This is a genomic window from Ensifer sp. ENS08 (assembly GCF_014852195.1).
GTDB classification, from domain to species: Bacteria; Pseudomonadota; Alphaproteobacteria; order Rhizobiales; family Rhizobiaceae; genus Ensifer; species Ensifer adhaerens.
Genome location: NZ_JACVBF010000012.1, coordinates 157,072 through 170,613, shown reverse-complemented (window position 1 = coordinate 170,613; position 13,542 = coordinate 157,072). Strand labels below are relative to the sequence as shown.

The 13,542-nt window shown below is 62.5% G+C and carries 15 protein-coding genes; 3 read left to right on the top strand and 12 right to left on the bottom strand.

Going from position 1 to position 13,542, the window contains the following annotated elements; all coding sequences use genetic code 11:
* Window positions 1-3: 3 nt before the first annotated feature.
* Window positions 4-1,008, bottom strand: a complete 1,005-nt coding sequence (locus tag IB272_RS23355; RefSeq protein WP_060582253.1) for an ABC transporter permease — start codon at window positions 1,006-1,008, stop codon at window positions 4-6.
* Window positions 1,009-1,087: 79 nt separating this feature from the next.
* Window positions 1,088-2,605, bottom strand: coding sequence for an ABC transporter substrate-binding protein (locus IB272_RS23350; protein WP_060582254.1), 1,518 nt, complete (start codon window positions 2,603-2,605; stop codon window positions 1,088-1,090).
* A 184-nt stretch (window positions 2,606-2,789) separates the two neighbouring features.
* Here IB272_RS23350 and IB272_RS23345 point away from each other — a divergent pair, with 184 nt between their 5' ends.
* Entirely contained in the window at window positions 2,790-3,476 is a 687-nt protein-coding gene (locus tag IB272_RS23345; protein WP_060610685.1) for a TetR family transcriptional regulator, read from the top strand.
* A gap of 25 nt (window positions 3,477-3,501) precedes the next feature.
* Here the strand turns inward: IB272_RS23345 and IB272_RS23340 are convergent, their stop codons facing one another.
* On the bottom strand, window positions 3,502-3,696 hold the full coding sequence (locus IB272_RS23340) for a hypothetical protein (RefSeq protein ID WP_060582256.1): 195 nt from the start codon (window positions 3,694-3,696) through the stop codon (window positions 3,502-3,504).
* An 8-nt stretch (window positions 3,697-3,704) separates the two neighbouring features.
* On the opposite strand from IB272_RS23340, the gene IB272_RS35010 reads away from it, so the two are divergent.
* Window positions 3,705-4,049, top strand: coding sequence for a hypothetical protein (locus IB272_RS35010; RefSeq protein ID WP_246810406.1), 345 nt, complete (start codon window positions 3,705-3,707; stop codon window positions 4,047-4,049).
* Window positions 4,050-4,181: 132 nt separating this feature from the next.
* Here IB272_RS35010 and IB272_RS23330 read toward each other — a convergent pair whose 3' ends face one another.
* Window positions 4,182-4,667, bottom strand: coding sequence for a hypothetical protein (locus IB272_RS23330; RefSeq protein ID WP_060582258.1), 486 nt, complete (start codon window positions 4,665-4,667; stop codon window positions 4,182-4,184).
* A 139-nt stretch (window positions 4,668-4,806) separates the two neighbouring features.
* On the opposite strand from IB272_RS23330, the gene IB272_RS23325 reads away from it, so the two are divergent.
* Entirely contained in the window at window positions 4,807-5,400 is a 594-nt protein-coding gene (locus tag IB272_RS23325) for a TetR/AcrR family transcriptional regulator (protein WP_060610676.1), read from the top strand.
* A gap of 73 nt (window positions 5,401-5,473) precedes the next feature.
* Here the strand turns inward: IB272_RS23325 and IB272_RS23320 are convergent, their stop codons facing one another.
* From IB272_RS23320 to IB272_RS23285, 8 genes are all read right to left on the bottom strand, one after another.
* Window positions 5,474-5,938 (bottom strand): hypothetical protein, encoded by a 465-nt coding sequence (locus tag IB272_RS23320; protein ID WP_192445158.1) that lies wholly within the window; start codon window positions 5,936-5,938, stop codon window positions 5,474-5,476.
* 116 nt (window positions 5,939-6,054) lie between these two features.
* A complete protein-coding gene (gene pta, locus IB272_RS23315) occupies window positions 6,055-7,065 on the bottom strand; it encodes a phosphate acetyltransferase (protein ID WP_034790423.1) in 1,011 nt (336 codons plus the stop codon).
* Window positions 7,065-8,102: a YeiH family protein gene (locus tag IB272_RS23310; protein ID WP_034790424.1), complete on the bottom strand. Its 1,038-nt coding sequence runs from the start codon at window positions 8,100-8,102 to the stop codon at window positions 7,065-7,067. Before IB272_RS23310 ends, pta begins: the two co-directional genes overlap by 1 nt.
* 72 nt (window positions 8,103-8,174) lie before the next feature.
* Window positions 8,175-9,950 carry a sulfoacetaldehyde acetyltransferase gene (gene xsc / locus IB272_RS23305; protein WP_034790425.1) on the bottom strand — a complete coding sequence of 592 codons (1,776 nt, stop codon included), beginning with the start codon at window positions 9,948-9,950 and terminating at the stop codon, window positions 8,175-8,177.
* A gap of 34 nt (window positions 9,951-9,984) precedes the next feature.
* A complete protein-coding gene (locus tag IB272_RS23300; RefSeq protein WP_060521161.1) occupies window positions 9,985-11,385 on the bottom strand; it encodes an FAD-binding oxidoreductase in 1,401 nt (466 codons plus the stop codon).
* An 18-nt stretch (window positions 11,386-11,403) separates the two neighbouring features.
* Window positions 11,404-11,784 (bottom strand): nuclear transport factor 2 family protein, encoded by a 381-nt coding sequence (locus IB272_RS23295; protein ID WP_192445188.1) that lies wholly within the window; start codon window positions 11,782-11,784, stop codon window positions 11,404-11,406.
* 117 nt (window positions 11,785-11,901) lie between these two features.
* Window positions 11,902-12,729, bottom strand: coding sequence for an ABC transporter permease subunit (locus IB272_RS23290; RefSeq protein WP_034790428.1), 828 nt, complete (start codon window positions 12,727-12,729; stop codon window positions 11,902-11,904).
* Window positions 12,722-13,534: a taurine ABC transporter ATP-binding protein gene (locus tag IB272_RS23285; protein WP_134887212.1), complete on the bottom strand. Its 813-nt coding sequence runs from the start codon at window positions 13,532-13,534 to the stop codon at window positions 12,722-12,724. The genes IB272_RS23290 and IB272_RS23285 overlap by 8 nt, the downstream gene beginning before the upstream one ends.
* Window positions 13,535-13,542 lie beyond the last annotated feature (8 nt).

Genomic DNA, 13,542 nt, shown 5'->3' with positions numbered 1-13,542 from the left:
TAGTCACCCCAGACGGATGCGCGGATCGACGACGGTGTAGATCATGTCGATCGCGAGGTTGATGATTACGAACAGCGTCGTGTAGACGAGCACCAGGCCGGTGATCAGCGGGAAGTCGCGGAACGAGATCCCCTGCAGCAGCAGGTAGCCGATGCCGGGCCAGGCAAAGACGGTTTCCACGATGATGGCGCCGCTGATCAGCGTGCCGAATTCGAGGCCGATGATGGTGATGACGGCGATAAGTGCATTGCGGAAGGCATGACGCCAGAGGACGACGCGTCCGCTCATGCCCTTGGCGCGGGCCGTCATCACATAGTCTTCCTGCAGGTTCTCCAGCACCGAGGCGCGGGTGATCTGCATGATGATGCCGGTCATGTTGGTGCCGAGCACGATGACCGGGAGGGTTAGGTGGCGAAGCGCGTCCCAGAGCGCGTCCCAGCGGCCGGCGATGATGGCGTCGATCGTCAAGAATCCAGTGACCCGTTCGACGTTCAGGCCCCAGGTCTCGCGGCCGCCTGATGGCAGCAGGTTGAAGGTTCCTGCGAAAAGCAGGATCAACAGGATGCCAAGCCAGAAGTTCGGCAGGCTAATGCCGAAGAATCCGCCGATCGAGCCGACCGTGTCGACGAGCGAGTTGGGTCGGCTGGCCGCCCAGACACCGAGCGGGAGACCGATGGCGACCGCAACCATTGTCGAATAAATGGCGAGTTCCAGGCTTGCCGGCAGGCGTGCCAGGATCAGGTCCATAACCGGTTCGCGGTAGCGGAAGGATTGTCCGAAGTCTCCCATGACAGCGTTCTTCACGAAGGTCAGGTATTGCACGTAGATCGGCTGATCGAGACCCCAGGCCGAGCGGATCGCCAGCCTAACCTCCTCGGTCGCCTCGTCGCTTACCAGCATGTCGACCGGATCGCCGGGCGCGAGTTGGACCAATGCGAAAATCAGAAGCGAGACCATGAACAGCACCGGAACGGTGCCGGCCACGCGTCTCAGCGTGTAGCCAAGCATGGGAAACCCTTGGAACTCTTGAGGGAATGGGCGCCGGGGCGATGCTGCGAGCGTCCCCGGCGTGAAGGGATGGCGGCGGCTATCGCAGGTGGATTTCCCAGCCGTTGACCCGGTCAGCCTTGCTCGGCTTGTAGTCGACGCCCTTGGCGACACCCCAGGCGAGCTTGTGCAGCCACAGGAAGCAGGCCGGCGCGTCCTCGGTGATGGCCGCCATGGCCTTGGAGAGCATAGCCACGCGCTTGGTCGGATCGAACTCCTGGCGCTCGGCCTGGAGGAGAGCATCGACCTCGGCGTTGGAGTACTTCAACCGCGGCGAGGCGTCGGTCTCGAAATACTGCGCGAGTGCCGGCGACGGATCGAGCATGTTGCCTCGGCCCATGTAGTAGAATGGCGTTTCGCCGCGCTGGACATTGGTCCAAAGCGTTGCCCATTCGGGTGTCTGCAGCGTTGCCTTGAAGCCCACCTGTTCGAGCATCGGAACGATCGCTTCGGTGATTTGGCGATCGGCGGTGTAGCGTCCGACCGGCGTGTAGAGATCAATGGCGGCGCCGACCGCACCGGCCTCCTCGAGCAGCTTTTTTGCCTTTTCCGGGTCGAAGTTCATCGGCGACGCGTAATCAGGATCGAAGCCGAGCTGGCCATCGCCGACCGGACCGTTCAGCAGCGTCACCTGGTTGCCGAGGATGGCGCGAGCGATGCCCTCGCGGTTGATCGCGTGGCAAACCGCCTGGCGCACCTTCGGATTGTCCCAGGGGGCGGTCTTCGGGCTCATCGCGATGAACATCGCTTCGGCGGAATCGACCATCTCGGCGGTCGCGTTCGGCAGTTGCTGTACACGGCTGACGAGTTGCGGCGGGATGCCCTGGGCGATCTGCACTTCGCCGTTTGCGAGTGCGGTCACGCGCTGCTCGGGCTCGACCATCATGCGGTAGATGATGCGCTTCGGATTGGTTGGCTGGATCATCGGGTGGCCATCCACCCGTTCGATGACAATGTGGCTGCCGATGCCGACCTCGACGAGCTTGTAGGGGCCTGCGCCAACAGGATGCTCGCGGTCGGCCGCCTTGGCGCCGAACTGGTCGTAGATCTTTTTGGATGTGATCTGCATCGTCGCCAGATAGTTCGGCAGCGTCGCCATCTTCTGGGTCGTCTTGATGCGCAGGCGGCGTTCGTCAAGCGCCTCGGCCGAAGCGATGTACTGGACGGACGCTTGCGACATGCTCTCAGGATCGTTGCGCGACCGTTCGATCGAATGGATCACGTCCGCAGCCACCACTGGATCGCCGTTGTGGCGCTTCCAATCGGAGCGCAGCGTCAGGATCCAGTTGAGATCGTCCTCGGGCTCCAGGCTCTCGGCGAGGAACGGAACGAACTTTCCAGCCTTGAAATCCCAGGTCGTGAGGCAGCCATAAACCTGGCACCAGATCGAGCCGATGAGGACCACTGAGTCTGCGTATGGATTGTTGCCGGTAATTCCCTCGGTGATCGCAACGGTGATCTGATCCGCCTGTTGCGCCTGCACCTGTTGCGCCACTCCTCCGGCCATGACGGCAGCTGCGCCGCTCAACAGCAGGATTCTCTTGATTGCCTTGAACACAGTTCCCTCCCGTTCTCCGCCCCCTTAGCGATCGGCGGTCTTCATTTTTTGCATTCTGCCATGCAAAAAGCGTCTCCTCTATTTCGGTAAGTATGCTATTACTTACTTGGTTGTCAATTGTCTCGATGGCCATTTGCGATAGAAAGATCCTGCCGCGGTTGGCACGACAAAAGGTGGATGCAGAATGCGTGACGCAGACAACAGTGATCACCAGCCCGGCGAAACAGGTGGCCCCCGCTCGCGGAATGCGCAGGCGACGCGCAAATCCATCCTCGATGCGGGGATTGCGGAGTTTTGTGAGCATGGACTGAGTGGTGCGAGCACGGCGCGTATCGTCGAGCGCGCCGGGTGCAACATCCGGATGCTCTACCATTACTTCCAGAGCAAGGAGCTGCTCTACAAGGCCGCGCTGCAGGAGGTTTACAACGACCTGCGCAGCCAGGAAGCCGGGCTGAACATATTGGACCGTCCGCCGGTCGAAGCGATCGAGGCGCTCACCGCCTTTACCTACGACTACATGGCGGCGACGCCAACATTCATCAAAATGGTGCTGGCGGAAAACCTGCTGCAGGGAGAGTTTATCCGGGCGATCGAGAGCATCCCGCGGTCCTCGAGGCCCTTGATCGAGACCATCCAGACGCTTCTAGATCGCGGCGAAGCCGCCGGCGTGATCCAGCCGGGCATCAATGCCATGCAGCTCTACATTTCGATTGTGGCGCTGAGCTTCATTCACATCTCCAGTCGCTACACGCTTTCCGTCACCTTCGGAGTCGACCTTTCATCCGAGGCGATCGTTACCGAACGAAGACAGCATGTCGTCGACCTCATCGGAACCTATGTGAAGGCGCAGCCGGATCGACCGTCAAACTGAGACGAATCGGCTCAAGGAGCGCTCATCAAATCTTTCGTTCGGTACCTGTGACGATAAACCAGGCCGCGACCAGCACTGAGGCGGCGATCGAGCCCCAGATGGTGGCCGCGTAGAGTTCGCCGAAGGAGATGGAGTGCACGAATTGCGTGAGCCTGATGCCTGCTAGCAGGTAGACCCTCAACAGGACGGCGGCGAAGGTCAGGGCGTAATTGCGTATCACCGGATGCGGTGATCGCGAAAGCGGCGTTGTCGCGCGGCGCGGTAGGACTGCCAGCCCAAGAGAAGCCAGCAGACGACAAGCAGACCGAAGCCCACCTGGGCATGAACGCCGGCCGCCCTCATCACTGTTGCCGAGATGGCGGCACAACTCCCGGCGAGGACGCAAAGCAGATACAGCCTGCCCAGGTGGCGATGGGCCTTCGGCCAGCGGTTGCGTATCGCCAGCAGGAACTGAAACGGGCCAACCAGGGCGACGCCGCTCGGCAGGGCAGGAAGGCCGACCAGTCGCGGTTTCAGGCGGCCTCCGCGGCGTTTCTCGAAGAGCGCCGGGACCTGTTCGATCGGGCCTCTTGATGGCTGCCGTCGCCACCCAGCTCTTTGTCTTCTCCGGCTGAAGAAGCGTGTTGAAGAACAGAAGACGAAGAGCGAGTAGAACGGCCTGCAGGCGGCCGGCACGAAGGGGCGGCCGCCGGCACCTAAATCCGATCACCGGGCGGGCGGCCGCAACAGAGCGATCGTATTCAGCGCCGTGATGATGGCGAGCGGGAACTGGGCGATCCCCGTCAATTCAAAGAGCAAATTATCCGGCAACCGGTACACGGGCTCGGGAAACAGGGACCGTGCTGCATCTGTTCCGAAGCCGAAATAGGCGGCGTTCTTGACCACATGGTTCCAGCCTCCCTCGTAGATGCCGATCATTGCGACCGGAAAGGCGAGCACGACAAGGGCGGCCAGCCAGGTCGCGACACGTCCAGCTGTGGTCCCGCTCCTCGACCGGCCAACGAACAGGGCGGCCACAATGACTATTGCCGCCGGCACGGCCAACTGGACGATATGGAGACGCCACGGTGTTTCATAGATGTAGGCGCCATAGGCGTGATGCAGGCTCGTCAGGGTGAGCAGGAAAAGCGCGCAGGCACCCGCTTTTCGAAATGGGGAAGAGAGAGGGGACGTTGCAGAAAGCGCAACCATGGCTGTTCCTCGATGTTGACTAGACGACATTCGGCTAGCACGATCCGGAACACGGTGTTCGGAAGTTGCGAAACAGAAGGGCGCCTCGTGTACCGAATGGGACTGCAACGCGCGCTCGTTCGGAAAAAGGAGAACAAACTTGCCGATCGATCGACGCGTGGCCCGAACGCGCACGGCGCTCTATGAAGCACTTCTCGCCTTGATACGCCGCAAGCACTACGAACTGATCACCGTCGAAGACATCCTGACCGAGGCGAATATCGGGCGGTCGACGTTCTATGCGCACTTCACGTCGAAAGACGACCTTCTGAAACGCAGTCTGGAGCGTCTGCGCGATCTGCTGGTGACTGCAAAAGACAAGACGATCTCATCGCCACGCGAGCGGGAGCGAGAAGAGGCGTGGGATCCCAGCCGCGCCTTGTTCGAGCATGTCGCCGAACACGCGGACATCCAGGTCGCACTTGCCGGCGGACGCGGAGGTGGCATCGTTCGCGATGCGGTTGACGAGGTGCTTGCGGAGGTCCTTCGCCAGTCGCTCCCCGCAACGATGCATGCCGCTCTTCCGCGTGACCTCGTGATCCGTCACATGGTCTCCACGTTCAACGCCGTTCTGCGCTGGTGGCTGGAGGAGCGACCGGAAATGCCTCCCCGGGAAGTCGACGCTGCGTTCCGAAAACTTGTACTTGATGGTCTGCCGCCGGAGACATGCCGGCCATTCATCATGACGTCGTGACCGACAGCCTGCGCGGCAACCGAGCTTTGCTCCGCCGCGAACACGAAGGATTCGCTGCGAGAAGATCGTGCGCCTAGTTGGCGCACAGCATTCGGGCGTCGAAAGCGCTTTGCTCTTTGTTGAAGCGCACTGCGATGGCCTTCTTCAAACCATCCGGGTGCACTTGAAGCACGCCGTCGGCCTGGCCGGTTTCGGCAGGGGTCTCGATCTGCCGATAATTCACGAGGCCGGGCACGAGATCCACCTGCTCGACATAGCCCGGCACTTCGAAGCTATAGACGATGTCCGTCGAGACGAGTTCGAGGTTCACCACCGCGCCGGCGGGAAGCGTGAACCGAGCGCCAACGGCGCATTGGACGGAGGGATCATCTTCGAGACGTTGGCCTGGCTTGCGGTATTCAAGCGTGAGCGCGCCCTTATCCGCCCTCAATAGGATCGTGAGATCATCGTCAGTAGACGCGGCCTCCTCTGCTGTTGCCATACCCGACGATACGAAGGCGATGGTAAGAAAGAAGATGATCCTTGACGCCCAAGTCATTGTTCGGTCTCTCCTTTAGATCGGCAGTCGATAGACCGCCGATGGTCCAATTCGACCCAAAGGTGATAGCTTTGCCAGGCTCAACCGGCAAGGCGGTTCGCTGTCACTTGCGCGACTTAGCCGGTCGACTGCCCGCCCGACGCCTGAACGACGGTGACGGCGATCATATGGAAGACGTCGTCGGCGTTGCAGCCGCGCGAGAGATCGTTGGCAGGCTTCGCAAGCCCCTGCAGGATCGGGCCGATGGCGGTGGCGCCGCCGATGCGCTGGGCGATCTTGTAGCCGATGTTTGCTGCGTCGAGGTTGGGGAAGACAAAGACATTGGCCTCGCCATGCAGCGCCGATTGCGGCGCCTTTGCCGCGCTGACGGCCTCGACAAAAGCGGTGTCGAATTGCAATTCCCCGTCGATCACCAATCCCGGCGCTGAGGCATGGGCCAGGCGCGTCGCCTCCACCACCTTCGAAACGCGCTCATGCGCGGCACTGCCGGCCGTCGAAAACGAGAGCATCGCCACCTTCGCCGGTTTGCCGGAGAGCGCCTCGTAGGAGCGTGCCGAGGTCACGGCGATATCGGCAAGGCCGGTGGCGTCAGGATCCACAACCAACCCGCAATCGGCGAAAACGAAGGCGCCCTTCTTTTCGTGGTGCGGCGCGCAGAGCATCATCAGGAAGAAGCTCGACACCAGTCCGACATCCGGTGCCCGGCCGATGGTCTGGAGTGCGGCGCGCACCGTATCGGCGGTGGTGGCGACAGCGCCCCCGACCGTTCCGTCTGCCTGATCCTCGCGGACCATCATGGCCGCAAAGACAAGAGGCGAGCGTACGGCTGCTGCCGCGGCCGCTTCGTCGACACCCTTGCTACGACGGAGATCGTGGTAGGCAACGGCAAGGTGCTCAGTCAGCGCAGACGAAGTCGGATCCTCGATGCGGATTTCGTCTGGTGCGCCGCCGGCGGCGTGCAACTCCTCCGCGACGATTTTCCTGTCGCCGACGAGCGTGATCTTGGCGATACCGGCGCGCACGGCGCGCAAGGCGCCTTCGACGATGCGTGGGTCTTCGCCCTCGGCGAGCACGATATGGCGCGGGGCGGCTTTAGCGGCCTCGATAATGCGATCGAGCGGTTTCATCAGGCGTGCCCCAGATAGTGAATGCCGACGAGGATGAAGAGAGCGATGAAGACGGTTTCGGCGACGATCAGCGCGACGGCGTCGCCACCGACATCGAGCACGCGGCGAAGCGACGTGCGCATGCCGACGGCGACGATGCCGGCAAGCAGCGCCCAGCGCGACGTTTCCATGCCGGCCTTGGCCACCAGTTCCGGCACGAAACCGAAGGAATTCAGCGCTGCAAAGATCAGGAAGGCGACGACGAAGCCGGGCAAGAGCGGCGGGCGCTTACCGGTCTCGCCCTCGGGCTGCGGCACCTTGCGCAACGACAGCGAAAAGATGAGCACGACCGGCGCCAGCATGGTGACGCGGATCAGCTTGACGAGCGTCGCCGTTTCGCCCGCCTCCGGCGAGACCGAGAAGCCTGCGCCGACGACTTGCGCGACGTCATGGATGGTGCCACCGAAGAAGATGCCCGTGGCGCGCGCGTCGAGCCCCATGGTCTGGGCGAGGATCGGATAGGCAATCATCGCAAGTGTCGAGAGCACGGTGACCGAAAGCACGGTGAAGATCAGGTTGCGCTCGGAGAACTCGTTCTTGGGAAGAACGGCTGCGATCGCCATCGCTGCAGACGCTCCGCAGATTGCGACCGAACCGCTGGTGATAAGCGCCAGCCGCCAGCCACGCCCGAGAAGCTTTGCGGCAAGCAGGCCGAAGCCGATGGTCGCGGCGATGGCTGAGATGAGGAGCAGGATCGTGCTTGCGCCAAGCCCGATGAGGAGGTCGACGCTGATGCGCATGCCGAGCAGCGCCACACCGATGCGCAGCACCTTCTTGGCACAGAAATCGATGCCGGCGACGCAACGCCCTTCCTCGGACAGAAAGTGAAAGGCGATGCCGAGCAGGAGCGCCATGAGCATGGCCGGCGCGCCGTAGTGGTCGGAAAGGAATTGGGCAGCGACGGCCACCGCCGCGGTAACGGCAAAGCCAGGCCAGTAGGCCGCAAAGCCGGAGGGCACGCTTCGGAAGCGTTCGTGGACGGAGGCGACGAAGGTCATGGTTCTGTTCCGGTCATCTGCGGGAGGCTTCGCCCCGCCCGGGTACCGGGCGGGGCTTGACGTAATCGAGGATCAGGCCCGCTTCTGGGGACGCATGTCGGCGCGATCGATACCGGCAACGGGCACCGGCTTCTTCATCGCGTCTCGGCGGAAGGGTTCGCCGAGCTCCTGGTTGAGGATGACTTCGATGAAGGTTGTCACGCCCTTCTTCTGGTCGGCGATCGCAGTGGACAGGGCTTCGGTGAGAGCTGCGGTCGTGTTGACCGCCACGCCCTTCAGGCCGCAGCCTTCCGCCACCTTGGCGTAGGAGAGGTTGGGGTTGAGCTCCGTGCCGACGAAGTTGTTGGCGTACCAGAGCGTCGTGTTGCGCTTTTCGGCACCCCATTGGTAGTTGCGGAAGATCACCATCGTTATCGCCGGCCATCCCTCGCGGCCGATCGAGCCCATCTCGTTCATCGAGATGCCGAAGGCACCGTCACCGGCAAAACCGACCACTGGTACATCAGGGCAACCGATCTTGGCGCCGACGATCGACGGGAAACCGTAGCCGCAGGGGCCGAACATGCCCGGCGCCAGATATTTGCGGCCCGCTTCGAAGGTCGGATAGGCATTGCCGATCGCGCAGTTGTTGCCGATGTCGGTGGAGATGATCGCTTCCTTCGGCAGGGCCGCCTGGATCGCACGCCAGGCCTGGCGCGGTGACATGCGGTTCGGCTCGCGCGAGCGTGCGCTTTCGTTCCATTCCGTGCCCGGATCGTCGTCCTCGTGATCCATCGAGGAGAGTTGCTGCTGCCAGGCCGAGCGGGTCTGGTGGATCGCGGCCTTGCGCTCCTCGCGGCCGGCATCGCCGGCAGACGGTGAGAGCAGCTCCAGGATCTGGCGGGCGACCTGCTTGGCATCGCCGCAGATGCCGACCGACACCTTCTTGGTAAGCCCGATCCGGTCGGCGTTGATGTCGACCTGGATGATCGAGGCGTTCTTCGGCCAGTAGTCGATGCCGTAGCCCGGAAGCGTCGAGAACGGATTGAGCCTCGTGCCGAGCGCCAAGACAACATCGGCCTTGGAGATCAGCTCCATCGCAGCCTTCGAGCCGTTGTAGCCGAGCGGGCCGACCGACAGGCGATGGCTCCCCGGGAAGGCGTCATTGTGCTGGTAGCCGCAGCAGACTGGCGCGTCGAGACGCTCGGCGAGCTTCATGGAATCGGAGATGGCATTGCCGATGACGACGCCGGCGCCGTTGAGAATGACCGGGAATTTTGCCTCGGACAAAAGCTTGGCCGCTTCGGCAATCGCCTGCGGGCCACCAGCCGGGCGCTCGAAGCGAACGATCGCCGGCAGGTCGACGTCGATCACCTGGGTCCAGTAGTCGCGCGGGATGTTGATCTGTGCTGGGGCACAGCCGCGCCAGGCCTTTTCGATGACGCGGTTGAGCACCTCGGGGATACGCGAGGGATCGCGTACTTCTTCCTGGTAGCAGACCATCTCCTCGAACATCGCCATCTGGTCGACTTCCTGGAAACCGCCCTGCCCGATCGTCTTGTTGGCCGCCTGCGGCGTGACCATCAGAAGCGGCGTGTGGTTCCAGTAGGCGGTCTTGATCGCGGTGATGAAGCCGGTGACGCCGGGGCCGTTCTGGCCGATCGCAACCGACATCGTGCCCGTGGCGCGGCTGAAGCCGTCGGCCATCATGCCGGCATTGGTCTCATGGGCGCAGTCCCAGAATTTGATGCCGGCCTTCGGGAACAGGTCCGACACCGGCATCATGGCCGAGCCGATGATGCCGAAGGCATGTTCGAGGCCATGCATCTGAAGAACTTTGACGAAGGCTTCCTCGGTGGTCATTTTCATGGGGTGGTTCCTTTCCTGGTATTATTTCAGAGAGTTAGAGGATCTCGTCACGGAGGTAGTACCAGCGGTACATTCCCCATTGGCCGAGCCGTCGGAACGGCGTCAGAAGCCCGTGGCCCGGCAGAGGCGAAGTGAAGATGGGAAGGTCGAGGCCGCCGCCTTTGCCGGCGACCATCTGGGCCATGCGACGGCCGGCCTGGGCGGAATACATCACGCCGTTGCCGCCATAGCCCATGGCGTAGAACAGCCTCTGGCTCCGGTCCGGCTGGAAGATGCGCGGCATCATGTCGTGGCTGACATCCACCCACCCCCACCAGGAGTAGTCGATGTCGATGCCGCGGAGTGCCGGGAACTTGCGGTAGAGACCGGCAAGCAGAAGCTCGAGATGCTTCGGATTGCTCGCGTCGCGTCCGGTGATGGCGCTGCGGCTGCCGATCTGCACCCGGCCATCCGGCAGCATGCGATAGTAGTGACGCAGCGTCCGGGTATCAGTGAGCGGGATGCGCGCCTTGAAGTTCAGCGCCTTCTGCTCGCTTTCCGTCAGCGGCCGAGTGACGATCGAGTTCGACAGGATAGGCATCAGTCGGTGGCGGGTGAGCGCGTTCATGCCGGGTGACGTGTAGCCGGCCGTCGCAATGCAGACGGCACGCGCCCGCACCGTTCCGCCAGGCGTCGTCAGGTAATGCATGCCGCCCTTGGCGGTGCAATCAAGTACCGGGCTCGACGTATGCACCTTTGCCCCCAGCTTGCGGGCAAGCCTGAGGTAGCCAAAGGCGAGCTTGGCGGCATGGATGCCCATGCCATCGGGCTCATACATCGCCCCGCGGGCTTCCTCGTCGCGAACGAAATCGCGGTGGATCTCGTCGCGCGAGACCATGCGGGCGCGATAGCCGAAGGTATCGTTGAGGACGCGGACCTCGCTTTGCAACGCCGGCAGCATCTTGTCGCGGTGGGCGATATAGAGATGGCCGCCATCCTGCGGATCGCAGTCGATTTCGGGCTCGCGGACGAGAGAGCGAAAGAGGTCGAATCCCTCGGAAATCTCCGCATGCATCTTGCGGGCAACGTCCACGCCCCAGCGGGCGATCCATTGCGAGCGCTTCAGGCGGCCGGCAGAAATCTGTGCCTGCCCGCCGTTGCGGGTGCTGCAGCCCCAGGCGACGCCATTGGCCTCCAGCACCGTTGCTTTGATGCCGTGCTCGCGCGCCAGATGAATGGCGCAGGAGAGACCGGTATAGCCGGACCCGATGATCGCAACATCGACATCGATATCGCCCGTGATCGGACCGTCGTCCTCCGGTTCGGGACCGGCGGTGCCGATCCAGTAGGTCGGCGCATAGTCCTTGCCCGTGCCGGGGCTGCGGGCATGGTTGGGGTCATAGGCCGGGTCAAACGGCTCTCTTTCAGGCTTCAAGGGTGTGGCGCGCAGTTGCATGGCTCTAGCTCCAGGCCATCAGTAGCGGGGTTGCAGGACCGGGCGGTTCTTGCGGAACGCCTGCTTGCGCACGATCTTGCCGTTGCGGAAGGTGAAGAGGTCGCAGCCTTCTGCCTCGATGCGGCTGCCGTCGGCAGCGGTGCCTGAGAAGGTCCACTCGGACACGCCGCGATTGCCTTCGACGAAGTGGCTGTGGTTGCCCCATTCGGCGTCCGGCATCGATTTCCAGACGCCGCTGAAGGCATCTGCGATCGGACCGGTACCGACGAAACGGTTGCCGTAGACCTCCGGGCCGCCGACGGCGTTGAATACGCAATCTTCGGCGAAGAAGTGCATGACCCCGTCGATGTCATGCCGGTTGAAGGCGTCGAACAAGGTTTTGAGATCGGTTGCCGTCAGTGTCATGGTCCAGTCCTTTGGCTTGGTCGTAAGGCATGGCTTCGCCGGAGACGGGAAAGGCCGTCTTCAAAAGGCCGCCAGGCCGTATTCAGTTGAAGTGTCGGAGGTAGCCGCCGGTTAGAGGCGGCCCTTCCAGGGGATCAGCGCCTTTTCGAGGTAGCGGATCAGAAGATCGAAGGCGAAGGCGAAGATGCCGATGATGAAGATGCCCATGATCACCGTGTCGCTTTCGAGGTTTTCGGCGGCATTCAAAACCATGAAGCCGAGGCCTCGGTTGGCCGCCACCATTTCGGCGGCAACCAGGGTGGTCCAGCCGACGCCGATGCCGATGCGCATGCCGGTGAAGATCTCCGGCAAGGCCGCCTTCATGATCACCTGGCTGATCACCTGCCCGCGGGTGGCGCCCATCGCATAGGCAGCGTGGATCTGTTCCGTCGAGACCGAACGCACCCCTGCCCTTGCGGCAATTGCCATTGGCGCAAAGATCGCCAGATAGATCAGGAACACCTTCGGGAACTCACCGATGCCGAGCCAGATGATGACGAGCGGCAGGTAGGCGAGCGGCGGCAACGGCCGATAGAATTCGATGATCGGATCGAACAGGCCGCGCACGAAGCGATTGACGCCCATGAGCACGCCAATCGGCACGGCGGTCAGCAGCGCCAGCAGGAAAGCGCCGAACACGCGGCCGATACTGGCAAGCGTGTGCTGCATCAGCGTCGAGTTCGAAACACCGTCGGTCATCGCCAGCATGAACTTGTCCCAGACCGCCAGCGGCGACGGCAGGAACAGCGGCTTGACCCAGCCGCCTTCGGTCACGAGGAACCAGAGAGCGACGATAACGACCGTCGTCGAAAAGCTGATGAGGCCGCTGCTGCCTTCACCGGGCGCGCCGAAGATCTTGCCGGCCTTTACGGGCTTGGCGCGTGTCACTCTGTCAAGCATGGGCCACCTCCGGGTTGCCGGACGCACGTTCGTCGCCATAAATGATGCCGAGCACTTCTTCGCGCATGCGGATGAATTCCGGGCTGGATTTGATTGCGCGCGCATTGCCCTCGGCGAGGAACCGCTTGTTGAAGCTGAGCTCGTAGGTGTGGGTGATGCGGCCCGGGCGCGGCGACATGACGATCAGCCGCGAGCCGAGGAACAACGCTTCTTCCACACTGTGGGTGATGAAGAAGAACATCTTGTTGGTGAGTTGCCAGACCTTGAGCAACAGCTCCTGGATGGTCTCGCGTGTCAGCGCGTCGAGTGCTGCCATCGGTTCGTCCATCAGGAGCATCGCGGGATCGCAGGTCAGCGCCCTTGCGATGCCAACACGTTGCTGCATGCCGCCTGAGAGGTGGTAGATCATGTGGCGGTGGAAATCCTGCAGGCCGACCAGAGCTAGGTTCTTGGTGGCAAGATCCCGCCGGGTCGCCTTGTCGACGCCGCGCAGCTTGAGGCCGAACTCGGTGTTCTCGATGACGTTCAGCCAAGGCAGAAGCGCGTGCTTCTGGAAGACGACGCCGCGCTCGGCGCCAGGTCCGTTGACCTGATGGTTGCCAAGGGTGATGTCGCCTTCCGATGGGGCCATGAAGCCCGCCATCAGGTTGAGCAGCGTCGTTTTTCCGCAGCCCGATGCGCCCAGCGCAACGACGAAGTCTCCGCTGTTGATGGTAAGGTTGACGCCTTTCAAGGCGATGATTGCCTGGTCCGAATAGAGGCCCGGGTAGGTCAGACTGATGTTTCTGACGCTCAATGTTTCCATGAGAAATG

Bases quoted from the DNA above. Each gene is read 5' to 3' on its own strand.
- IB272_RS23330 (WP_060582258.1), bottom strand. From the start codon at position 4,667: ATGGTTGCGCTTTCTGCAACGTCCCCTCTCTCTTCCCCATTTCGAAAA.
- pta (WP_034790423.1), bottom strand. From the start codon at position 7,065: ATGAAACCGCTCGATCGCATTATCGAGGCCGCTAAAGCCGCCCCGCGC.
- IB272_RS23310 (WP_034790424.1), bottom strand. From the start codon at position 8,102: ATGACCTTCGTCGCCTCCGTCCACGAACGCTTCCGAAGCGTGCCCTCC.
- IB272_RS23345 (WP_060610685.1), top strand. From the start codon at position 2,790: ATGCGTGACGCAGACAACAGTGATCACCAGCCCGGCGAAACAGGTGGC.
- IB272_RS23355 (WP_060582253.1), bottom strand. From the start codon at position 1,008: ATGCTTGGCTACACGCTGAGACGCGTGGCCGGCACCGTTCCGGTGCTG.
- IB272_RS23320 (WP_192445158.1), bottom strand. From the start codon at position 5,938: ATGACTTGGGCGTCAAGGATCATCTTCTTTCTTACCATCGCCTTCGTA.
- IB272_RS23300 (WP_060521161.1), bottom strand. From the start codon at position 11,385: ATGCAACTGCGCGCCACACCCTTGAAGCCTGAAAGAGAGCCGTTTGAC.
- IB272_RS23290 (WP_034790428.1), bottom strand. From the start codon at position 12,729: ATGCTTGACAGAGTGACACGCGCCAAGCCCGTAAAGGCCGGCAAGATC.
- xsc (WP_034790425.1), bottom strand. From the start codon at position 9,950: ATGAAAATGACCACCGAGGAAGCCTTCGTCAAAGTTCTTCAGATGCAT.
- IB272_RS23285 (WP_134887212.1), bottom strand. From the start codon at position 13,534: ATGGAAACATTGAGCGTCAGAAACATCAGTCTGACCTACCCGGGCCTC.